This window comes from Deltaproteobacteria bacterium (genome assembly GCA_035063765.1).
GTDB lineage: Bacteria > Myxococcota_A > UBA9160 > UBA9160 > PR03 > CAADGG01.
In genome coordinates, this window is the sequence record JAPSFT010000004.1 from 1 (window position 1) to 22,479 (window position 22,479).

The window sequence follows — 22,479 nt, forward strand, 5'->3', positions numbered from 1 at the left end:
GGCTCGGGCCGCTGCTGCACTGGCTGCGCGAAGGGGCGGCGGCGGGCTTCGATCCACACCCGCTCTTCGCGGCGGGCTGGTACCGGGAGCAGCACCCGGAGGTGGAGGCGTCGGGGCTCGATCCGCTGACACACTATGTGGAGGCCGGCGCTGCGGCGGGGCTGTCGCCGCATCCCTTGTTCGACGCGACGTGGTACCTGCGGGAGAACCCCGGGGCGGCGGCAACGGGACGGACTCCCCTCGAGCACTACGTAGAGGAGGGAGAGGCGCGCGGGCGGCGCCCCAATCCCCTCTTCGACCCCGTCTTCTATCGCGAGCAGAACCCCGATCTGCGTCAGCATCCCCTGCCATTGCTCGCCCACTACGCGAGTACCGGCTGGAAGGAGTCGCGGCGCCCGCATCCGCTCTTCGACCCCGGCTGGTATGCCTCCCAGCCGTCGCTCGCCGGACGTCGGGTCGAGCCGCTCGCGCACTGGCTGCACGAGGGCCGTGCTGCCGGTCTGGACCCCCACCCGCTGTTCGACTCGAGCTGGTACCAGGAGCAGCACCCCGAGGTCGCAGCCGCGGGCCTCGATCCGCTGGCGCACTGGGAGGACGCGGGTGCACGGGCCGGCTTCGATCCGCACCCACTCTTCGACTCCGCCTGGTACCGCGCCCACCATGCCAGCGCGTTCGATCCCAGCGCCGATCCGCTCCGCCACTACTGCGAGGAGGGCTCGGTCCACGGCTGGCTGCCGAACCCGTTCCTGGATCCCGCCTGGTACCTGGCCCGCTACGGGATCCGGCTCAAGCCGCGCGAGACGCCGTTGGCTCATCTCGCGCACGAGGGCGCTCCGCGTGGCCGCCGCCCGAGTGCGCTCTTCGACTTCTGCGTGCGCTTCTTCCGCGACGCCGATCCGGCGCGCGAAGCGGAGGGGCCCTTCGCCGGCTGGTTCCAGCCCGAGTACCGGCGCCTGTCGGTGCCCGGGGCGGCGCTGCCGATCGCGTTGCCGGCCGCCGCGTCGCCTCGGGTGTCGATCGTGATCCCGGCCTTCGGACCGATCGCGTGGACGTTCGCCTGCCTGCGAGCGATCGGGCACGCGGAGACCCGTGCCCGCTACGAGGTGGTGGTGGTCGACGACGAGCCCGGCCGGGGCCTGGCGGAGGCGCTGGCGGGCGTCGCCAACGTCCGCGTCGTGCGCAACGAGCGCAACGAGGGCTTCGTCGCCTCCTGCAACCGGGGCGCGCGCGAGGCGCGGGGCGAGGAGCTCGTGTTCCTGAACAACGATGCGCTCGTCACGGACGGATGGCTCGACCAGCTGCTCGCAACCCGCGAGGCGTTTCCGGAGGCGGGGCTGGTCGGTGCCAAGCTCGTGTTCCCGAACGGCCGGCTCCAAGAGGCGGGCGGCATCGTGCGCAGCGACGGCAGCGCCGCCAACTACGGGCTCGCCGGAGACCCCACGGCGCCGGCCTGCGACACCGCCCGGCCCGTCGACTACGTCTCGGGGGCCGCGCTGCTGATCGGGCGCCCCCTCTTCGAGGAGCTGGGCGGCTTCGACGAGGCGTACCGGCCGGCCTTCTACGAGGACACGGACCTGTCGTTCCGGGTGCGCGCCCGGGGCCTCGCGACGATCTACCAGCCGGGAGCGGCGGTCGTGCACTTCGGGGGCGCCAGCTACGGCCACGATCCGGTGGCCGGCCTCAAGCGCCACCAGGTGGAGCACCGCGAGACCTTCCGCGCGCGCTGGACCGCAGCGCTGGCGGACCAGCCCGGCCCGGACGTGGAGGACGACGACGCGGCGCTCGGCCGCTTCCGCCGCCACGCGCTGGTGCTCGACGCGACGATGATCACGCCCGATCAGGACTCCGGCTCGCTGCGCATGTTCCATCTGCTCGGGCTGCTGCGCCGTGCTGGCTACCACGTGACCTTCGTACCCGCCGATATGAGCCGGCCCGAGCGCTACGTGCGGATGCTGCGCGATCGCGGCATCGAGGCCTGGAGCCCTCCGCACCTGCGCTCGATCGAGGACCTGCTCGAGGCGATCGGCTGGCGGATCGACCTCGCCGTGCTGAGCCGACCGGACGTGGCCGAGCGCTGGCTCGACCCGGTGCGCCTGCTGTGCCCGCGGGCGGTCGTGCTCTACGACACCGTAGACCTCCACTTCCTGCGCCGCGCCCGCGAGATGGCGGTGCGCGGCAGCACCGCCATGCCCGACTCGCAGCGCGACGCCGAGCTGCGCGCCGCGCGTCGCGCGGACGCCGCGCTGGTGGTCAGCGAGGTCGACCGCGAGCTCCTGCTCGCCGAGGACCCGGCGCTCCGGGTCCACGTGCTCTCCAACATCCACGAGCTCCACCCGACGGCCACGCCGTTCCGCGAGCGCGAGGGGATCCTGTTCATCGGCGGGTTCCGGCACGCGCCGAACGTGGACGCGGTGTGCTGGTTCGTCCGCGAGGTGCTCCCGCTTGTCCATCGCGAGCTTCCGGGGCTGCGCCTGCACGTGGTCGGCAGCGCCGTCCCCGACGAGGTCCGCGCGCTGGCGGACAGCCGCGTGGCGGTCGAGGGCTACGTGGCCGACGTGCGGCCCTTCTTCGAGCGCTGCCGGCTCTCGGTGGCGCCGCTCCGCTACGGCGCGGGCGTCAAGGGCAAGATCAACCAGAGCATGAGCCACGGGGTCCCGTGCGTCGGCACGACGGTGGCGGTCGAGGGGATGGAGCTCGTACCCGAAGAGGACGTGCTGGTCGCCGATCGGCCGGAGCCGTTCGCCGCGGCCGTCGTTCGTCTCTACACCGACGAAGCACTGTGGCGGCGGCTCTCGGCGAACTCCCTGCGCAACGTCGAGCGCGTCTTCTCGGTGCAGGTTGCCGAGCGCAAGCTGGGAGCGATCCTCGGCGAGCTCGGCCTCGGCTGAGGGCGTCCCGGGTGCTCAGCCCCAGGTGCGGGCGAGCTCCCACCAGAGATGGGGGGCGCCGCCCGCAAGCACATTCTCGGGGTCGAGGAGAGCCAGATCCCGCGCTCCGTTCTGCGGGTCGTAGGTGAGCCCTGGCTGGCGCGGGCACACGGAGCACCAGGGTGGCTCCGGGTTCCCGCGGGTCACCGAGCGGAACTCCTCACGATCGGCGAAGGCCAGCCGCGAGAGCAGGAAATCCGCGCTGTTCCACGGCTCCGTCGTGCCGTCGCCCAGCTGGCCGAAGACCAGCCGCTTGCGGGTCGTGGGCGAGATGCAGCACGGCATCACGCGACCGAGAGCGTCGACGCTCTGGTTGAAGTAGAGCCACGCACAGGTGCCGCTTGCGGGCCGCGCCGGCTCCTCCGGGTGGCCGGCCGCAAGGGTCTGCCAGCCCTCCGCGAAGCGCTGCTCCACCATCGCGTTCCGCCGCAGCAGCGCGCGCAGCGGAGGTTCCGCCGCTTCTGGCAGCGGGCGAAGCTCATGGCGCCCTCGCTTGGCGCTGGTCGCGACCCGCACGCCCGGGTCGTCGATCGACACGTCGAAGGGAGTCCCCACCAGGAATACGTCGACGCCGATCTCCCGAGCCAGCCGCAACGCCTCGTCGACCTCGTGGACGTTGTGCTCGAAGGTGAAGAAGCGCCAAGCCAGGGTCGGCCGCGAGCTGCCGCGGCGGCGCTTCGCCTCGACCACGCGGCGCACGTTGTCCAGCACGAGCTCGAGGTTCCCGTTCTTGCGGAACCGGCCATAGGCCTCCTGGCTGGCCCCGTCGATCGAGAGAATCACGTAGTCCGGAGCGAATTCGACGAAGCGCTCGACGTCGAAGCGCATCGAGAGATTGGTCGAGATCTGCGCGGTCATCCCGTAGCCGTGGGCCGCCGCGACGAACTCGGGAAGCCACTTGTTGAGCAGTGGCTCGCCGTAGTTGTAGAGCACCGTGTGCAGTGCGAACGGCCCGATCTCCGAAAGCAGGGTCTCGAAGGTCGCCGGCCGCATGACGCCGGGCGGCCACAGCATGCGGGCGGTGAACTGCTCGTTGGTGGAGTGCACACAACCCGGGCAGGCGAGCTGGCACGCGTTCGAGGGGTCGAGCATCAGCGTCGCCGGCCGCGAGACGAGGTGGAGATGGCGGCACGCCTGGTGGTAGCTCGAGATCAGGTAGTTGGTGGCCTTGAGCCAGAGCAGTTTCGCGAAGTAGGGATCGCCATAGTGATCGCACAGGGCCGCGAGGAGCGGCTCACGGGTCGCGTCCACGGAGGAGAGGAACGCGGCTCGGGGCCAGTGCTCGCCGATCGCGCCCGCCAGGGCGCCGAGTGCAGAGCGCGGACCGGTGCGGGCCGGTCGCGGCGGGAGAGGAGCAGGGGTCGTCAGCGCGCAGTTCCTCCCGGATGAACGGTCAGCGTAGCAACCGCCGGCCCGTCGAGGGACCGAGGAGCATAGCCCGCTCCCACGTCAGGCGGCTCCGCCCAACCGCGAGATCGGGTCGCGCGCGCGAAGTCGCGCCGAGAGCTCGCAGACCCAGCCGAACTCCGGTCGCCCCAGCACGCGCCCGACGATCGGTGCGAGCGCATCCGCCTCGCGCCTGCGCACCGCCTCGCGTTCCGCCGTCACCGGCGCCGGTGCGCGCGCTACCTCGACGTCGCCCATCACCCGATGAGGCTGGGGACCGGCGCGGTGGTACTCGAGCTGGTCTGGATCGAACGAGGTCCCGAGCCCCGTCATCAGCACGGGTAGCAGTCGGCCCGGCTCCCTGGCGAGGGCCTCGTACTGCACGAGCCAGCCGCCATGCCGCTCCGCGAGCGCCTGGAGCGCGCGCAGCGCCGGCCCTGCCTCGCGCAGGTAGGCAACGAGGACCTCCTCCGAGAAGCGGGCGTCCGGGTTGCTCCACCACTTGCGCGCGCCCTCGATCTTGGAGAGCAGGCACAGGATCGGATCGCGGTAGATCCAGACGACGCTCGTCGGGCACCGGGCGGCGATCCGGTCGACGGTCTCGACGGCCCAGCGCGTCGAGTCCGGGAGGATCGTGGTCTCCTTGAAGCCGACGATGCGCGTGTCCGGGTCGGGTGCGAAGCGGAAGCGCGCGGCGAGCCAGCCGAGCAGGGCGTCGAGGTCCTCCGGCACGGGCGGGGGATTCTTGCGCGACGCGTTCCACGGCTCGTAGTAGAGGCACACGCGGGGATGCGCGTCGAGCAGCGCCGTCAGCACGGTCGTGCCGCTGCGCGGCAGGCCCACGACCGCGACGAAGCGCTCGACATCCTGGCTCTTCACGGCCGGCTCGCGAGCAGGGCGCGCATCCGCTCGCGCGCTCGCGCGAAGCCGAAGAGCGCGTCGACCGCCGAGCGGCCGGTCGTCGAGGCGCCGTTCCAGGCGTCGGCGTCGCGGTACAGGCGCACGACCTCGCGGGTGAAGCCGGCCGGGTCGCCGGCGAGGGACAGCGAGGAGCGCAGCGCGTCGGGCAGGGGGCGGGCGGCGGCCGGGCTCGCCACGCACGGCAGGCCGGCGGCGAGCGCCGGCTGGATCCGCCCGGCGACACCGCCGCCGAAGCGCAGCGGGGCGAGCGCGACGCGGAAGCGATCGAAGGGGCGCGCCGCCTCGAGCGCGGCGTCGGGCAGCGGCTGCAGGCGCGGGTCGTGCTCGAGCAGGGGGCGCAGGGCCGGCCAGGCCGGAACGAAGACGCGCAGCGGGCCGAGCGCGTCGGTGAGGCGCGGGAGCAGCTCGTCGCGCAGCCAGAGCAGGGCGTCCACGGCCGGCGCGGGCTGCAGGCCCGGAACGAACAGCAGGTCGCTTCGCTCCTGCCACGGCGCCGCGGCCGGGATCGTCTCGTAGATCCAGGGCAGCAGGACGGGGCCGCCGGCGCCGTCGTCGGGCTTCCAGTCCTCGGGGCTCGCCGCGACGAGCGTGGCGTGGGCGTGCCGGGCGGCGGCGAGCGCGGCGTGCGCCGCCGGCGCGGCCGGCTCGCCCCCCTCGCGCAGCGCGGCGAGGACGTCCGCGGGGAGCAGGTCGGCCGCGTCGAAGAGCGTGCGCGCGAGCGGCCAGCGCGCGCGCACCGCCGGCAGCAGGCGCGCCGCGAGCGCCGGCCGGCACACCACGCAGACGTCGAACGCCTCCTCGGTGTCGGCGACGAACGCTTCGGGGGAGCGCGCCGTCAGCACGCGCACGCCGTGGCGGCGCAGGGTCGAGCGCCACGGCTCCGGCGCATTGCCGTTGGCGGGCAGGAAGGACGGGCGCAGGCCGAGCTCGCGCAGGATCCGCAGCAGGTGCAGCAGCCGCAGCGAGCGGGAGTCGCGTCCGGGCGTCGGGGTGGCGCTGTCGATCACGAGCGCCTGGCCGGTGAAGCAGCGGTCCTTCTCGCGGTCGAGGGCTTCGCCCCCGGGCTCGCCGTGGTGGCGCAGCGCATCGCCCCAGCGCTCCAGGAAGCGTCGGCGGTTCGCGACCTGGCCGGCCTTCATGCCCGAGCCGGGATCGAGCCCCGACGACACCCCCTCGAAGTGGATCACCTCCGAGGTGGGCTGGTAGACCACGCGCCGGCCCGCCGCGCGCGCGCGGAAGGCGAGATCCACGTCCTCGTAGTAGCCGGGCGCGAAGGCCTCGTCGAAGCCGCCGAGCGACTCGAAGAGCGCCCGCTCCACCGCGAGCGCCGCCCCCGACACGTAGTCGGACTCGCGCGCGTACTCCACCTCGGGCGAGTGCGCAGGGTGCCGCCTCCCGTAGTTCCAGCACGATCCGTCGCGCCACACGATCGCGCCCGCCTCCCCGGTCCGGCCCGAGGGGTAGAGCAGCTTCGAGCCGGCCACGCCGGTGCCGGGGAAGGCGTCGAAGGTCGCGAGCAGCGCGTCGAGCCAGCCGTCGGTCACGACAGTGTCGTTGTTCAGGAACACCAGCGTGGCGCCGCGCGCCTCGCGCGCGCCGCGGTTGCAGCTGCCCACGAAGCCCAGGTTCCGCTCGTTGCGGACCAGCTTCAGGCCGGGCACCTGCCCGAGCCGCTCGCGGTAGTCGAGGCCGGGTGAGGCGTCGTCCACGACGATCACCTCGAACGGGATCTCGGTCCACGCGGCCGCCAGCGACCGCAGACACGCAACGGTGTGGACCGGTTGCCCCCAGACCGGGATCACGACCGACGCCGCCGGGGCCGGGCACACGGGGAACGCCAGTCGCGGCGGTGGTCCGAAGCGGGCGGCCCCTTGCAGGAACCAGCCGAGCGGGTTCTCGGCTTCGGCGAGCCAGGGCAGCTCCGGATCGGGCAGGAAGAAGCGGGCGAACGCGGCGAATAGGGGACTCGGCTCCGCTCCCGCCGCACCGCGGCGCGCGGCGCAGTGCAGGAGCGCCTCGATCGGGCCCGCGAGCTCGGGATGGCGCGCGCGGTACCAGGCCGGATCGAACAGCGGGTGGGTGGGCAGCTCGCGGTCCGCGCCCTCCTCGACGAAGTGGCGCAGCGGGTCGAGCTCCCGGCGCGCCACCTGGGGATGGCGGCCCCGGTACCAGACCGCGTCGAAGAGCGGGTGCGGCGACAGGCCGAGGCGGGCGCCCACCTCGAGCCAGTGGCGGAGCGGGTCGCGGGCCGCCTCCGGGTGCCGCGCGACGTACCAGTTCGTGTCGAGCAGCGGATGCGGCGCGAGGCCGGCCGCGGCGCCGACCTCGACCCAGAACGACACCGGGTCGCGACCGCCTGCAGCGGCCGCGTCGGGATGCCGCGCGAGCAGCCACGCGCCGTCGAAGAGCGGGTGCGGATCGATCCCGTGGGCGCGGCCGACGGCGAGCCAGTGGGCGAGCGGGTTCGCGTCGTGCGGCAGCCCGCCCGGCGCCACGGCGGCGTACCACGCGGGGTCGAAGAGGGGGCCCGGAGCCTCGCCGCGCCGGGCGCCTTCGCGGGCGTAGTGGGCGAGCAGCCGCCCGCCGCCGGGCTCCAGCTCGGGATGCCGCTCGGCGTACCAGGCGGGATCGAAGAGCGGATTCGGGTGCGCGCCGCGCGCCTCGCCCTCCCGCAGGTAGTGCCGCAGCGCCGGCCAGCCGGCGGCCTCCAGCTCCGGATGGCGGCGCCGATAGCCCTCCGGATCGAACAGGCCGCTGGCCTCGAGCTCGTCCGCCAGGGCGCGCAGCGGATCGTCCGCAGGCGGCGTCGGGCCGCGATCGCGGCCGAAGAAGCGAGCGAGGCGTCCGGTCATCAGGCGCGCCCGCTGCGTCCGCTCGCCGGGCCCGCGGCGCGCAGCTCGTCCTCGAGCGCGGTAGCGCGTGCCATCCAGCGCCCGCACTCCGCCACCAGCCGCCTGTTCTCCGCGTTCGCGGCCTGGGCATCTGCCGCCAGCTCGCGCAGATGCTGGCGCGCGCGCGCGAGCTCGGCGTGCTCGTCGGCGCGCTCGCTGCGCGCTGCGCCGAGCTCGCGAGCCAAGTCGTCGGCGCGCCGCTCGGCTTCGCGCAGCCGGTCCTCGAGCGTGCTGGCACGGGTCGCCAGCCGCTCGAGCTCGGCGGCGCGGGCCGCGCGCTCGCGCTGGTGGGCGTCGAGGTCGAGCCGCTGGTCGGCGATCTGCATGGCGGCCGCGGCGAGCGCGGGCGCCTCCAGCGGGTGGGCCTCGGCGAAGGCGTCGAGGGCGACGCGCAGCGGAGCCGGCGCGGGCCCGTCGCCCCGGCCGCGCTCCACGACCCAGCGCAGCAGCATGCGCGCGGTGTCGGTGCTGCGCGCCAGCTCCTCTCGACGCTGCTCGAGGCGCGCTCGCAGCTCCGCCCGCCCGGCCTGCTCCTCGGCGAGCGCCTGCTCGAGCGCTGCGCGCTGCTCGGCGGCGCTCTCGCGCTGCGCGCGGTCCGCCGCGACGGCGGCGCGCCGCGCCACTTCCACGGCGGCTAGGGCCGGCCCGAAGGCGGCCTCCGCGTCGCGCCAGGCGGCGGCGAGGCGGTCGAGCGACTCCGCCGGCGCGCCGCGTCCCGCACCCGCGTCCTCGCACCAGTGCCAGGCGTCGTCGAGCCAGGGATGGAGTGCGGCGCCCTCTGGACCGCGGCCTTCGCGCTGGTGGCGGAGCTCGGGCGCAAGGAACGCCTCGACCTCGGCTTCCGCCTGGCGCGAGAGCCGCGGGAAGGGATGCCCGAGCTCGGCGCCGACGCGCGCCACGATCGCTCGCCAGTCCTCGAGCAGGCTCGCGAACAGCACGAAGCTGCGTGGCAATCCACGTGAGTCGCGCTCCGCGGAGAGCAGATAGTCAAGCCAGAGCAGCAGCGCGTGGCGCTCCGAGACGCCCTCCGAGCGCGCGAGCGAGGCCGCCACCTCGCGCGGGTGGCGGAGCGGGAGGACGCAGCGCGGCTCGGCGCCGACCGCCTCGAGCACCCGCAGCCAGAACGGCAGCAGGCGGCACAGACGCGGGTCCTTGATCACGAACGCGGGCGCGTCGCCGTATTCGTGCCGCACGGCCTCGGCCATCCGCTGCACCCAGTCGTCGGCCGCTGGCGTCGTAAACCAGTCGCGCGGGAACGGGCTCGGGTCGTGCCAGCTCGTGCCTGCCTCCTCGAGGAGCTGCTCGTGGTAGCGCCAGATCGTCTGCGACTCGAAGTAGCCGCGCTCGTTGCGGTCGCTCGCGGGGATCTGGTGGCGGGGCAGGGCGATACCGGCCAGCGAGAGCACGCGGGTGAGTGCCGACGTGCCGCTACGATGCATGCCGAGCACGAGGAGAGCGAGGCGCGGGGTCGCCACCTTCGGCTCAGACGTCCGGGGACCGGAGGCAGAAGGAGGGCGTCCAGCCGAAACCGCAGCGCGTCTCGCGCGGGTCGAGCGCCAGGCTCGCGACCATCTGGGTCGGCTTGATCGCGCCGGCGCCGACCAGGCGGTGGTTGAGGAGGTAGATCAGGTCCACGAGGGTGCGATCGCCTTCGTCGTCCATGCGGAAGTTGTGCCCGAAGGCGCGGCCGGCGAAGCGTTCGATCAACGCGCCGAAGCAGACGAAGCGCGCGAAGTGGAAGCGTTCGAGGAGCAGCGGGAGGATGTCCTGCGAACGGATGCCCTCGAAACCCTCGGTCGAGAGGTCGCGGTCGGGATAGGCGTCGTAGAAGCGCTCGAAGCGGACGTCGTAGGTGAGCCGGCGAGGCAGCGCGGCCCACAAGTCGTCGACCACCGCCTTCACCTCGGGCCAGCAGCGGTGGCCGTTGCGGCCGATCATGTCGCGGGTGACGAAGAGGCCGCCTGGCGCCAGGGACGCGCGGATCGCGTCGAACAGGTGCTCGAGCGCCACCACGTGGTGCAGCACCTGGTTGGCGATCACGGCGGCGTACGCGCCGGCCTCGGCCGGCGTCCAGGCGTTCATGTCCGCCTGGACGAAGCACACGTGCTCGGCCACGCCGTTCTCGGCGGCGAAGCAGCGGCCCCGCTCGCAGAGCTCGGGCACCAGCTCGAGGCAGTCGATGCGGAACGCCTGCTCGCCAAGGGCGCGCAGGCGCCGTGCGATCGCCACCTCGAGGTCGCCGCGGCCGCAGCCGATGCTGAGCACGCGCCGGACGCCGCTCGCCGCGAAGGCACGCGTACACTCCTGCGCATAGATCTCGATCGGGCCGCTGATCCCATAGAGGCGCTCGACCTCGGGGCGCAGATACCTGTTGCTCCAGTAGTCGTGTGCGGGCGGCAGCGCGTCGAAGGCGAAGCGCCCGCGGAAATGGCGGGCCTCCGAGCGGACTCGGTCCTCGTAGCTGCGCTCGGCGGGCTGCGACATGGCCGACTCCTCGCTCAGCGCACGGCGCGCATCAGGAAGATGCCCGCCAGCTCGGTGGCGCAGATCCCGCGGACCCGGGACGAGACGAAACGGTTCTCGGCGCGCGAGAAGCCCTGCTTGCGCGTGAGGTCGAGCACGTCCCAACCCGGGATCTGGTACACCAGCGAGCCCCGCGGATCCACCGGATTGGGATGGTACTCGGGATCGGTGAGATGGTGGACCTCGCCGCCGCGCAGCACGGCCTTCACGATCGTCTCGTACTGGTTGTAGGCGAACGGGAAGGTGGCCAGCAGGACGCCGCCCGGACGCAGGACGCGCGCGATCTCGCCCAGCGCCGCGTCGAGCGCCGGGACGTGCTCGAAGACCTCGTTGCAGACGACGACGTCGAAGGCGGCGTCGGGGAAGCTCAGCCGCGCGAGATCCTCGTGCGGGATCGGGAAGTGTCGCCGCCGGTCCTCAGGGTCGGGGAGGTACTCGCTGCCCCAGAAGCGCGGGTAGCGGCCGCGCAAAGCGAGCGCAAAGGGCGTGGTCGCTTCGGGCGCGTAGATGCGCAGGCCGGCTGGCGCCGCGCCCGCGGGAGGGTCGTCGGCGAGTGCGTCGAGCACGGCGCGCAGTCGCGGGTTGAAGCCGCCGGCGCGAAAGGATTCCCGGAAGTTCGCATCACCGATTGCGACGCGCTCGGGAGGGATCGGCCCGAGGTAGGAGCTGACGACTCCGCGAGTCCGGCACCACTGCACGAGGTCGGCCACGTAGGCGCGGTCCGTCGCCCACGCGTTCTGATCGCGCCAGCGGAGCCATTCCTCCAAGCGCGGAAGCTCGGTCTCCACCTCCAAACCAGGCTCCTTCGTCAGGAAAGGGAACCCCGCGCGGCCAGATTGAGACAGTCGCTCCAATCGGACAAGCCGAGGCTGCCGATCCGAAGGGAGGCCTGACCGAGCCTTCTCTATCCCTCACGCCCCGCGGGGGTTGCCATCTTCTGTCCCAAAAATGCAATGCGCAGTGGGTTTCATCTCGTTTTTCTAGGCCTGGCTCTGCTACGATGTCCGGCGCGTATCGGAAACCGGGAACGCTTCCCCGGTGGCCCGGGTGGGCCACGAGAAGGCGCCCGCAGTGCCTCAGAGAGGACACGGATGTCGTTTCGTAAGCTGTTCGCGCCTGCCACCTTGATGGCCGGCATCTTCATGGCGTCGATGCCCGCCTTCTCGGGGCCTGTCGCCAGCGGCTGCCGGGCGGGGCTCGACACCAATCTCGATACCAAGTCCGACTACGGCTTCGAGAAGACCGCGGGTGCCAACCCCGGCTTGGTGAACGTGCGCACGATCGACGGGATCACGCAGCTCGGCAACGGCTTCCCGCTCGTGCTCAACAGCAACCAGAGCCTGGTCGGCTATGGCAGTTTCGACGGCACGGGTAGGGCGCAGCTGCTCGCGATCAACGACGCGGCGCCGAACGAGGGCCTGCTGCGCATCATCGTGCTCAACGGCACCGCCCTGACCAGCACCAACTTCCCGGGAACCATTCCCGCAGGATTCACCTTCGTCGGGGTGGCCGACATGGACAACGACGACGACGACGACATCGTCTCCGTGAAGACCACCGCGCCCAACGTCGGGCTGGTGCGCGTGACCCGGATGACCAACACCTTCGCGGTTCAAGGCACGACGTTCCCGACGACGCTGCCTGCCGGCTTCGAGATCCTCGGCCTCGCGGACGAGAACGGGGACGGCGCCGCCGACATCACCGCCGTAAAGACGGCGGCGCCGAACGTCGGTCTGGTTCGGGTGTTCCTGATGGGCGCCGACGCCGGCTCGATCGCTTCGAACGAGTTTCCCGGCTCCGTCGCCGCGGGCTTCGAAGCGATCGGCATCGGCTGCTTCGACGCGGACGACATCGGCGACTTGCTGATGGTGAAGACCGCGGCGCCGAACGTCGGGCTGGTCCGGGTGACCAAGGTGGCGTCGGGTGCCGCGAGCTTCACGGGCTCGACGTTCCCGTTCACGACCCCGGCCGACTACAACATCGAGGCTATCGGCAACTACGACGGTGTGGACGGCGATGGTCTCTCGGCACGCAAGCAGGGGGCGCCCAATGCGGGTCTGACCCGGCTCTTCAACCTCACAGCCGACGCTTCGGCGGTGGGCAACACCGGCTTCCCGAACGCCGTGTCCACCGAGTTCTCGCGAGCGGGGGGCACGGGAGCGGGCCTGCCCTAGCCCACGCAGTCTCGGTCGTTGCACTCGAGAGCCCACCCGGCCGGCCGGGTGGGCTCTCTCCGTTTCGGACGCCGATGGGAATCCCTTCCGTTAGGGGGACGCCGCCTCGAGCGCGAGCGCCAGCACCTCCTCGATCGTCTCGACCGGCCGGATCGCCAGCTCCTGGAGGACCTCGCCGGGTACGTCCACCAGGTCCTTCTCGTTGCGGCGCGGGAGTACGACGGTCTTGATCCCGGCGCGCGCGGCCGCCAGGACCTTGTCCTTGATGCCGCCGACCGGGAGCACGCGGCCACGGAGCGAGATCTCGCCGGTCATCGCGACGTCGCCGCGGGCGCAGCGCCCGGTCAGCACGGAGACGATCGCACTCACGAGCGCGACGCCCGCCGAAGGGCCGTCCTTGGGGACGGCGCCGGCGGGGACGTGGAGGTGGATCTCGCCCGCCTCGAGCGCCTTCGAGGTGATGCCGAGCTTCTCGGCGTTGGCGCGCACCCAGGAGAGCGCCGCCTCCGCCGACTCCTTCATGACGTCGCCGAGCTGGCCGGTGAGGCGCAGGCGCACGTCCTTGCCGCCGGGCATCGCGGTGGCCTCGATGAAGAGGATGTCGCCGCCCGCCTGGGTCCGCGCGAGCCCGACCACGACGCCCGGCATGGTGGTGCGCTCGGCGGTCTCGGGCAGGTGGGGCGGGGCGCCCAGCGCCTCCGACACGAAGGCGGCGTCGATCGGGATCGCGCCGTCGGGCTTCGTCTCGGCGACCCGGCGCGCGGCCTTGCGCATCAGGCTCGCGAGGAAGCGGTCGAGGTTGCGGACGCCGGCCTCGCGGGTGTACTCGTGCACGACCTTGGCGATCGCCTCGTCCGGGAGCGTGACCTGCGCCTCGCCGAGTCCGTGCGCCTCGCGCTGCTTGGGCACGAGGTGGGCGCGGGCGATCTGGAGCTTCTCGCGGTCCGTGTAGCCGGGCAGCTCGATCACCTCCATGCGGTCGAGCAGGGCCGGCGGGATCGTCGCCAGCGTGTTGGCGGTGGCGATGAAGAACACCCGCGAGAGGTCGTAGGCGACCTCGAGGTAGTGGTCGCTGAAGGTGTGGTTCTGCTCGGGGTCGAGCACCTCGAGCAGCGCCGAGGAGGGGTCGCCGCGGAAGTCGGCGCCGAGCTTGTCCACCTCGTCGAGCAGGAACACGGGGTTGCGCGATCCCGCGCGGCGCAGGCTCTGGACGATGCGGCCGGGCATGGCGCCGACGTAGGTGCGGCGGTGGCCGCGGATCTCGGCCTCGTCGCGCACCCCGCCGAGCGAGGCGCGCACGAAGTTGCGGCCCATGGCGCGGGCGATCGATCGCCCGAGCGAGGTCTTGCCGACCCCCGGCGGCCCGACGAAGCACAGGATCGGGCCCTTGGCCTCGGGCGCGAGCTTGCGCACGGCCAGGTACTCGAGGATGCGGTCCTTCACCTTCTCGAGGTCGTAGTGGTCGTCGTCGAGGATGCGGCGCGCCTCGTGCAGGTCGAGCTTGTCCTCGGTCTCGGCCGACCACGGGAGGTCCGCGATCCACTCGAGATAGGTGCGCACCATGTGGCGATCGGGGGCGTGCGGGGGGAGCGCGGCGAGCCGCTTCAGCTCGCGCTCGGCCTGGGTGGCGGCCTCCGGCGGGAGCCCCGCCGCCTCGATGCGCTCGCGCAGCTCGTCCACCTCCTGCGCGCCCGCGTCCCCCTCGCCGATCTCGGCCTGGATGTCGCGCAGGCGGCGGCGCAGGAGGCGCTCGCGGCGCTTCGGGTCGAGCTCGGTGGCCTCGGCCTGCGCCGAGAGCCGGCGCTGGTGCTCGGCGATCGTGATCTCGCGCTCGAGGTGCGCCTGGACGCGCCGCAGCCGCTCCCCGACGCCGGCCTCGGCGAGCAGCGAGATCTGCTCCTCGGGCGCGAGCGGGAGCGTCGAGGCGATCAGGTCCGCGAGCAGCCCGGGGCTCGGGAGCCCCGCCACGAAGGCCTTCCACTCGTCGGGCAGGTCCTCGCGCAGCTCGATGATGCGCTGCGCCTTCGCGACCACGTCCTTCCAGGCCGTGTCGCGCTCGGGCGACGGGGCGTCCACCTCGACGACCGGGTCGATGCGCACGCGCAGGCAGGGCTCGCTGGCCTCCGCCTCGCCGACCCGGACGCGCGCCACGCCCACCACGATCGCCTGCTTGCCCTCGCCGCGGGCGTCGATGATGCGGGCCACCCGGACGATGCAGGCCACGGGCCAGAGGTCCGCGACGCCGGGGTCCTCGACCTCCGGGTCGCGCTGGCTCGCGATCACGAGGAAGCCGCCCTGGCCGGCCTCGCCGAGGGCGGCGAGCGAGCGCTGGCGCCCGATCGCCAGCGGCCGGGTCACCCCGGGGAAGACGACGGCGTCACGAACCGGGAGGAGCGGCAGGACCTCGGGGATCTCGAGCTGCTCGCCCCCGACGCCCACCACCGTCCGACGCTGGATCTCGGGCACACGGCCCCCCTGTGCGGAAAGGACCGCGCAACGGTAAGCCCGCAGGGGTGCCGGTCAACCAGGGGGGCGGCCCTCTTCCGGGGCCGCGAAGCGCGCAGCGAGCCGCAGGCGCGGTCGTTCCTCGGGACGCCGACGCGACCCCGCGGCCGGCGCCTGGAGTAGCTGCCCGGCGCGTCCGGCATCCGGCTCCTACCGGCGTCTGGCAAGCGAGCGGCCCTCTTCCGGGGCCGCGAAGCGCGCAGCGAGCCGCAGGCGAGCGAAGCTCATCGAGCTGGTGCCCGGGACTGGATTCGAACCAGCACGGGGTTGCCCCCACCAGCTCCTGAGGCTGGCGCGTCTACCAATTCCGCCACCCGGGCATGGGTTCGGAAGCGGTTGCGGAGGCTAGGGCGGGGGCTCTGGGGCGTCAACGAAAACCCGCAGGCAGGGGCCGCTACCCTGCGGCTTCGATGACCATCCCGCCCGAGCGCGTGCTGCGCGCTCTCGACCGCCGCCAGCGCCCGCTGCTCACCACCCGCGCCCTGCTCCGTGCCGTCGGCGGCGAGCGGGGCGAGCTGCGGGCCCTGCACTCGACCCTGCGCCGGCTGGTCGGCGAGGGCAAGGTCGAGCGGCTCGAAGGGCGCTACCGGCTCGCTCGCAACGACGTGCTCCTCGAGGGGGTCGTCGATCGCGCCCGCGAGGGCCGCCTGCGGGTCGTGGCCGACGACGGCTCGAGCTGGACCGTCGAGGGCGATCTTGCGCCGGGGGTCCGTGTCCTGGTCGAGCCGCGCCCCGACGAGCCGGGCCGCGCGGAGCTCGTGCGGGCCATCGGCGGCCCGCGCGGCGAGATCGTGGGCGTGCTGCTGCGGGAGGGGTCGCTCGTGCCCTGGCGCGAGGATCCGCGCAGCGGGGCCGCCCTCCACCTGCCGCGCGCGGCCTGGCGCGGCGCGCGGCCGGGCGACGTGGTGGCCGCCGAGCGCGTCGAGACGGCTCGCGGGCAGCGCCGCCCGCGCCGGCCCGGGCTCCGGCGCGGCCGGCGCAGCGAAGCCCCGCCGCCCCCGGACGGCCGCGTCGTCGAGGTGCTGGGCCCTCTCGGCACGCCCGACGCCGACTTCCGCGCGATCGTCTGGCGCCACCGGCTGCCGCTCGAGTTCCCCGCTGCCGCGCTCGCCGAGGCCGAGGCGCTCGACCCGGCGGAGGCCGCCGGCGGCGCCGGCCGCCTCGACCTGCGCGAGCACCCCTTCGTCACGATCGACCCGGCCTCCGCGCGCGACCACGACGACGCCGTCTTCGTCGAGCCGCGTCCCGCCCGCGGGCCGGGCGGCGCCGCCGACCGGCTGTGGGTGGCGATCGCCGACGTGGCCGGCTTCGTACCCGAGGGCTCGGCGCTCGACGCGGAGGCGCGCCGGCGCGGCAACAGCGTCTACTTCCCGGACCGCGCGATCCCGATGCTGCCCGAACGGCTCTCGGGGGAGCTCTGCTCGCTGCGGCCGGGCGCCGACCGGCCGGTGCTGGCCGTGGCGCTCGACGTGGCCCGCGACGGCTCGGTGCGGCGCGCGCGCTTCCACGAGGCCCGGATCCGCAGCCGCGCGCGGCTCGTCTACGACGACGCCGCGGCCGTGATGGAGGGCGGCGAGACCCCGGCGATCCGTGATCGCGAGGTGCAGGAGCAGCTCCACCTGCTGGCCGCGGTGGCCCGCCGCCTGACGGCGCGGCGCTTCGCCGCCGGCGCCATCGACTTCGACCTCCCGACCGCCGAGATCGTACTCGGCGACGAGGGACGCCCCACCGACATCGTCGAGGCGCCGCGCACGATCGCGAACCGCGCCATCGAGGAGGCGATGCTGGCCGCGAACCGCGCGGTGGCCGAGCACCTCCTGGCCCGCGACGTGCCGGCCCTCTTCCGCGTCCACGAGCCGCCGCTCCCCGAGCAGCTCGAAGCGCTGCGCGAGCTGCTCGCCTCGCTCGGCCTGCTCGACGCGCGCGCCCGCGAAGGCCCGCTCGCGGCGATCGACATCCAGCGCGCCGTGCAGCGCGCGGCCGGCCGGCCCGAGGAGCGCCTCGTCAACTCGGTGGCCCTGCGCTCCCTGCGCCAGGCCCGCTACGACCACGTGAACCGCGGCCACTTCGCGCTGGCCTTCGAGGCCTACCTCCACTTCACCTCGCCGATCCGCCGCTACGCGGATCTGGTCGTGCACCGCCAGCTCCGCGACCTGCTGGCCGGCGGCCCCGCGGCCCGGGCCCGCATCGCCGCGCGGGGCGAGCGCCTGGCGGGCTCCGGCGCGGCGCTCTCCTTCTGCGAGCGCGCGGCGATGGAGGCCGAGCGCGACGCCGTCGACCTCAAGAAGTGCGTCTTCCTGCGCGAGCGCGTGGGCGAGCGCTTCGCCGCGACCGTGACCCGCGCCTCGCGCCACGGCCTCCACGTGACGCTCGACCCCTTCTTCGTCGAGGGCCTCGTGCCGATCCGGACCCTGCCCGGGCGCTGGGACTTCGACGAGCAGCGCTACGCCTGGACGGCGCGCGGCGGGCGCGAGCGCCTCTCGCTCGGCGACCGCGTCGAGGTGGCCCTCACGCGCGTCGAGATGCTGCGCGGCTGGATCGACTTCGTGCTGGTGCGCCGCCTCGCGCGCCCGGCCTGAGCGCGCCTAGCCGCCGAGGCCCGCGAGCACCGCCTCGACGACCTGCTCGCGCTGCTCGTCGCGCAGCTCGGGATAGAGCGGGAGCGCCAGCACCTCGGCGGCGGCGTCCTCCGTGTGCGGCAGGCGGGCCTCGCGGGCGGCCTCGGCGAAGCAGCGCTGCTGGTGCAGCCCGAGCGGGTAGTAGACGTCGCAGCCGATTCCCGCCGCGCCGAGATGCGCGCGCAGCGCCTCGCGCCGGGTGCGCGGGACGCGCACCACGTAGAGGTGGCAGGCGCTCTCGGCCGGCGGCGCCGGCGGCTCCGGCGTGCGCAGCGGCAGCCCGCCGGCCGCCAGCGGCACCGACGAGGGCCGGGCGCCGGCCTTCGCGAAGGCTTCGTCGTAGGCGCGCGCGTGCGCGCGGCGCGCCGCGTTCCAGGCCTCGAGGCGGCCGAGCTTCACGCGCAGCACCGCGGCCTGGAGGGCGTCGAGGCGCGAGTTCATGCCCAGCTCGTCGTGCTCGTAGCGGCGCGGCGAGCCGTGGACCCGCAGGCGCGCCAGGCGCTCGGCGAGCGCGTCGTCGTCGGTCGTCACCATCCCGCCGTCGCCGGCACCGCCCAGGTTCTTGGTCGGGTAGAAGCTCAGGCAGGCGGCCCGGCCGCGCGCACCGACCCGCCGGCCGCTCGCGTCGCGCGCGCCGATCGCCTGCGCGGCGTCCTCGACGAGCGGGACGCCGTGCTCGGCGGCGAGCGCGAGCAGCGCGTCGTTGTCGGCGGCGCGCCCGTAGAGGTGGACGGCCACGATCGCGCGCAGGCGGCGGCAGCGCGCGGCCGCCGCGCGCGCCGCGGCGGGATCGAGGCAGTAGCTGGCCGGGTCGATGTCGGCGAAGACGGGGCGCGCGCCGAGCCGCGCCACCGCGCCGGCGGTCGCGAAGAAGGTGAAGGAAGGGCAGATCACCTCGTCGCCGGGGCCGACGCCGAGGGCGTGGAGCACGAGCAGGAGCGCATCCGAGCCCGAGGCGCAGCCGACCGCGCGGCGCGCCTCGAGGAAGGCCGCCACCTCGCGCTCGAGCGCCGCGACCGGCTCGCCGAGCACGAAGGCCTGGCGCTCGAAGAGGTCGTCGAGGGCGGCGCGGATCTCGCCGCGCAGCCCCGCGTACTGGGCGCGCAGGTCGAGGAAGGGCACGGGCCCGCGCGGGTCGCTCACCGGCGTTCCTCGCCGGCGCCGCCGGCCTCGACGAGCGCCACCGCCTCGCGCTCGATCTCGGCGCGGAAGCGCGCGGCGGAGAAGCGCTCGGCGTGGGCGCGGATCGCCTTGGTGTCGAAGTACGCCTCGGCGCCCTCGAAGCGCAGCAAGGCGTGCAGCAGCGACTCGGGGGTCGGCTCCTCGAACCAGACCCCGGTGGCGCGCGCGGCGGCATCGGGCGGGCCGACCAGGGGCAGCACGGTGTCGGTGGCGCCGCCGCGCCCGAAGGCGACGACCGGGCGCCCGGCCGCCTGCACCTCGACCGCCGTGATCCCGAAGTCCTCCTCCTGGGGCTGGAGGAGCGCGCGGCAGCGCGCCGCGAGCCGCGCGAGCTCGGCGTCGCCGAGGCGCCCCGCGAACTCGACGCCGCGCGGCGCCCGGCGCGCCAGCGCGGCGCGTCCCGGCCCGTCGCCGACCACGACGAGGCGGCGGCCGAGGCGCGCCACGGCCTCGAGGGCCAGGGCGTCGCGCTTGTAGGGGACGAAGGCCGAGACGAGCAGGTAGAAGTCCTCGGGCGGCCGCCCGTCGGGCTGGAAGCGCTCGGTGTCGACGGGCGGGTGCACGACCGCGGCGGGTCGCCCGTAGCGGCGCTCGACCCGGCCGGCCACGGCGCGCGAGATCGCGACGAAGCGGCCGACCTGGGCGGGCCCGGCGCTCGCGCGGTCGAAGCGGCGCAGCGTGGCGACGAGCGGCGCGGCCACGAGCCGCCGGGGGCCGCGACCCAGATAGGTGTCGGCCTGGTCCCAGACGTAGCGCATCGGGGTCAGGCAGTAGCAGAGGTGCGGCGTGCCGGGCGCGATGCGCGCGGCCTTCGCGACCGCGTGATGGACGGAGACGGCGAGGTCGTAGCCCTCGGCGCGCAGCCGGCGCGCGGCCCAGGGATGGAGCGGGAGGAGCTTGCGCCAGTGGCGGCCGGCGCCGGGGAGGTGTTGGAGCGGGCTCGTCGCGCGCACGCGCGCGTCGATGCGGGCGGTGGTGGCGCCCGGCACGTGGACGAGCGTGAAGACGTCGGCCTCGGGCCAGACGGCGAGCAGCTCGTCGAGCACCCGCTCGCCCCCGCGCAGGCCCGTCAGCCAGTCGTGGATCAAGGCGACGCGCATGCTCAGCGCGGGCCGCCCGCGTCGGGCCGGGCGTCCTCGAGCGCGGCGGCCCAGGTCTCCCACTCGGCGTAGAGGGCGTCGAGCTCGGCCCGCAGGGCGCCGTGCTCGGCGTCGAGGGCGCGCGCGCGTTCGCCGTCGCGCAGCACCGCGGGGTCGGCGCGGCGCCAGGCCAGCTCCTCGAGGGTCTTCTCGCACGCGCCGATCCGGGTCTCGAGGCGGGCCAGGTGCCTCGCCGCCTTCTCTTCGGCGCGGCGGCGGTCCCTGGCTTGCCGGCGGGCCTCGGCAGGAGAGGGCGGGGGGGATACGGGGGCGCCGCCCTCTACCCGGGGGCTCGCGGGGGGATCGGAAGGGCGACCTTCGAAGGCGTCCTTCCGATGGCGGTGCCGAGCCTCGGGGGCCTCCTGATGAGCTGCGCTCGCCTTCGGCTCGCTGCGCGCGGCGCCGCCGCCTCCGGCGGCTGCGCTTGCCGGGTGCCCACCCTGCGCGCGGCTTCGAGCGGCCGCCACCTCGGGCGCGGCGGTCGTGGGGTCGAGGGCGCGGAGGTAGTCGTCGTAGTTGCCGGAGAACTCGCGGAGCTGGCCCTGGCGGACCTCGACGACCCGGGTGGCGACGGCGTTCACGAAGCTACGGTCGTGGGAGACGAAGAGGAGGGTGCCCTCCGAGCCGGCGAGCGCCTCCTCGAGGACCTCGCAGGCGGCAACGTCGAGGTGGTTGGTGGGCTCGTCCATGACGAGCAGGCTCGCCGGGCGCAGCAGGAGCTTCGCGAGCGCGAGGCGCGCCTTCTCGCCGCCCGAGAGCACGGCGACCGGCTTCTCGACGTCGTCGCCCGAGAAGAGCAGGGCGCCGAGGTGCCCGCGCAGGCGCGGCGCGTCCTGGAGGCGGGCGGCGCGCTCGAGCTCGCCGAGCACGCTCCGCTCCGGGTCGAGCGACTCGAGCTGGTGCTGGGCGTAGAAGGCGACGCGCGCCTCGTGGCCGAGCTTGCGCACCCCGCGGTCGATCGGCACCACGCCGGCGACGATCCGCAGGAGCGTGCTCTTGCCGGCGCCGTTCGGGCCCACGAGCGCCACGCGCTCGCCGCGCCGGACGCGGAACTCGAGGCCCCGGTAGACCCGCGTGTCGCCGTAGCCCTGCTCGACGCCTTCCAGCGTCACCACCGGGTCGCCGGTGCGCGGCGGGGCCGGGATGCGAAGCCGCAGGCGCGGGCCCTCGCGCGCCGCCTCGGGCGTGGCGTCGCGCGCCATGCGCTCGAGGAGCTTGATCCGGCTCTGGGCCTGGCGGGCCTTGCTGGCCTTGTAGCGGAAGCGCTCGACGAAGCGCTCCACCTCGGCGCGCCGGCGCGCCTCGTTCTCGCGGCGCGCCTCGTCCTGCTCGCGCCGCTCGGCCTTCGCCTCCTGGTAGCGGTCCCAGTTGCCGGCGTAGACGGCCATCGTGCCGCCCGCGAGCTCGGCGATCCGCGCCACGTGCCGGCGCAGGTAGGTGCGGTCGTGCGAGACCGACACCACGGCGCCGCGCCAGCCGGCCAGGAAGCCCTCGAGCCACTCGATGGCGGGGAGGTCCAGGTGGTTGGTGGGCTCGTCGAGGAGCAGCACCTCGGGCTCGGAGAGGAGGAGCTTCGCCAGCTCGACGCGCATGAGCCAGCCGCCGCTGAAGGCGCGCACCGGCCGCCCGGCGGCCTCCTCGTCGAAGCCGAGCCCGGCGAGGACCCGCGCCACCCGCGCCTCGCGCGAGAAGCCCTCGGCCAGCGCGAAGCGCGCGCGCAGGGCGTCGTAGCGGGCGGCGAGCTCGGGAGGCGGGTCCTCGCCGCGGCGGCCGTGCTCGACCATCCGCTCCTCGAGCCGGCGCCACTCGGCCTCGAGCGCGTCGAGGTGGCCGAGCGCGCGCGCCGCCTCCTCGCGCACCGGCCGCTCGATCGTGGGGTCGACCTCCTGGCGCAGGCGGCCGATCCGGACGCCGCGCGCCGCCACGACGCGGCCCCCGTCCGGCTCCTCCTCGCCCGCCAGCAGGCGCAGCAGGGTGGTCTTGCCGGCACCGTTCGGGCCGACGATCCCGAGCCGGTCGCCCGCGTGCACCTCGAGCGTCACGTCCGCGAACAGACGCCGGTCACCGAAGGTGCGGGCGAGCGATTCGGCGCGCAGCAACACGGCGGCAGGTTAGGACCCATCTCCTGAACCCGCTCCCGCCGCCAGGCATGCGCCTTCGGCGCGAAGGCACGCACCTGGCCCGGTCCGGGGTCCATGAGGCGGGTTCCCGCA

At 74.4% G+C, this 22,479-nt stretch carries 13 protein-coding genes and 1 tRNA gene; 3 read left to right on the plus strand and 11 right to left on the minus strand.

The genetic code is table 11. The features are described from left to right. Window positions 1–2,888: glycosyltransferase (locus tag OZ948_02570; GenBank protein MEB2343606.1), on the plus strand; the 2,888-nt coding region annotated here is incomplete at its 5' end. 15 nt (window positions 2,889–2,903) lie between these two features. On the opposite strand, the gene OZ948_02575 is transcribed toward OZ948_02570, so the two are convergent. The 6 genes from OZ948_02575 to OZ948_02600 form a co-directional block, all read right to left on the minus strand. After that, window positions 2,904–4,178 (minus strand): radical SAM protein, encoded by a 1,275-nt coding sequence (locus OZ948_02575; GenBank protein ID MEB2343607.1) that lies wholly within the window; start codon window positions 4,176–4,178, stop codon window positions 2,904–2,906. 198 nt (window positions 4,179–4,376) lie between these two features. Then, window positions 4,377–5,192 (minus strand): sulfotransferase, encoded by an 816-nt coding sequence (locus tag OZ948_02580; GenBank protein MEB2343608.1) that lies wholly within the window; start codon window positions 5,190–5,192, stop codon window positions 4,377–4,379. Next, a complete protein-coding gene (locus OZ948_02585) occupies window positions 5,189–8,086 on the minus strand; it encodes a glycosyltransferase family 2 protein (protein MEB2343609.1) in 2,898 nt (965 codons plus the stop codon). Before OZ948_02585 ends, OZ948_02580 begins: the two co-directional genes overlap by 4 nt. Then, window positions 8,086–9,600: a hypothetical protein gene (locus tag OZ948_02590; GenBank protein ID MEB2343610.1), complete on the minus strand. Its 1,515-nt coding sequence runs from the start codon at window positions 9,598–9,600 to the stop codon at window positions 8,086–8,088. The genes OZ948_02585 and OZ948_02590 overlap by 1 nt, the downstream gene beginning before the upstream one ends. Before the next feature lie 7 nt (window positions 9,601–9,607). Continuing rightward, window positions 9,608–10,609, minus strand: a complete 1,002-nt coding sequence (locus OZ948_02595; protein MEB2343611.1) for a class I SAM-dependent methyltransferase — start codon at window positions 10,607–10,609, stop codon at window positions 9,608–9,610. A 14-nt stretch (window positions 10,610–10,623) separates the two neighbouring features. After that, window positions 10,624–11,415: a class I SAM-dependent methyltransferase gene (locus tag OZ948_02600; GenBank protein MEB2343612.1), complete on the minus strand. Its 792-nt coding sequence runs from the start codon at window positions 11,413–11,415 to the stop codon at window positions 10,624–10,626. 324 nt (window positions 11,416–11,739) lie between these two features. Here OZ948_02600 and OZ948_02605 point away from each other — a divergent pair, with 324 nt between their 5' ends. Next, the gene (locus OZ948_02605; GenBank protein ID MEB2343613.1) at window positions 11,740–12,822 is read left to right on the plus strand and encodes a hypothetical protein; all 1,083 of its coding nucleotides are present in this window, start codon (window positions 11,740–11,742) and stop codon (window positions 12,820–12,822) included. A gap of 90 nt (window positions 12,823–12,912) precedes the next feature. Here the strand turns inward: OZ948_02605 and lon are convergent, their stop codons facing one another. Both lon and OZ948_02615 read right to left on the minus strand, forming a co-directional pair. Then, a complete protein-coding gene (gene lon, locus OZ948_02610) occupies window positions 12,913–15,288 on the minus strand; it encodes an endopeptidase La (protein ID MEB2343614.1) in 2,376 nt (791 codons plus the stop codon). Window positions 15,289–15,560: 272 nt separating this feature from the next. Beyond that, window positions 15,561–15,647, minus strand: a tRNA-Leu gene (locus tag OZ948_02615). Window positions 15,648–15,737: 90 nt separating this feature from the next. On the opposite strand from OZ948_02615, the gene OZ948_02620 reads away from it, so the two are divergent. Continuing rightward, a complete protein-coding gene (locus OZ948_02620) occupies window positions 15,738–17,906 on the plus strand; it encodes a VacB/RNase II family 3'-5' exoribonuclease (GenBank protein ID MEB2343615.1) in 2,169 nt (722 codons plus the stop codon). A gap of 6 nt (window positions 17,907–17,912) precedes the next feature. Here the strand turns inward: OZ948_02620 and OZ948_02625 are convergent, their stop codons facing one another. Genes OZ948_02625 through OZ948_02635 form a run of 3 tightly spaced genes read right to left on the minus strand, consistent with a single transcriptional unit; the run spans window position 17,913 to window position 22,368 of the window. Beyond that, window positions 17,913–19,088, minus strand: a complete 1,176-nt coding sequence (locus OZ948_02625; protein ID MEB2343616.1) for a DegT/DnrJ/EryC1/StrS family aminotransferase — start codon at window positions 19,086–19,088, stop codon at window positions 17,913–17,915. Next, the gene (locus OZ948_02630; GenBank protein MEB2343617.1) at window positions 19,085–20,215 is read right to left on the minus strand and encodes a glycosyltransferase; all 1,131 of its coding nucleotides are present in this window, start codon (window positions 20,213–20,215) and stop codon (window positions 19,085–19,087) included. Before OZ948_02630 ends, OZ948_02625 begins: the two co-directional genes overlap by 4 nt. Window positions 20,216–20,229: 14 nt before the next feature. After that, entirely contained in the window at window positions 20,230–22,368 is a 2,139-nt protein-coding gene (locus OZ948_02635) for an ABC-F family ATP-binding cassette domain-containing protein (GenBank protein ID MEB2343618.1), read from the minus strand. Window positions 22,369–22,479 lie beyond the last annotated feature (111 nt).

Excerpts from the sequence above, each read along its gene's own strand:
- OZ948_02595 (MEB2343611.1), bottom strand. The coding sequence starts at position 10,609 with ATGTCGCAGCCCGCCGAGCGCAGCTACGAGGACCGAGTCCGCTCGGAG.
- OZ948_02605 (MEB2343613.1), top strand. The coding sequence starts at position 11,740 with ATGTCGTTTCGTAAGCTGTTCGCGCCTGCCACCTTGATGGCCGGCATC.
- OZ948_02585 (MEB2343609.1), bottom strand. The coding sequence starts at position 8,086 with ATGACCGGACGCCTCGCTCGCTTCTTCGGCCGCGATCGCGGCCCGACG.
- OZ948_02620 (MEB2343615.1), top strand. The coding sequence starts at position 15,738 with ATGACCATCCCGCCCGAGCGCGTGCTGCGCGCTCTCGACCGCCGCCAG.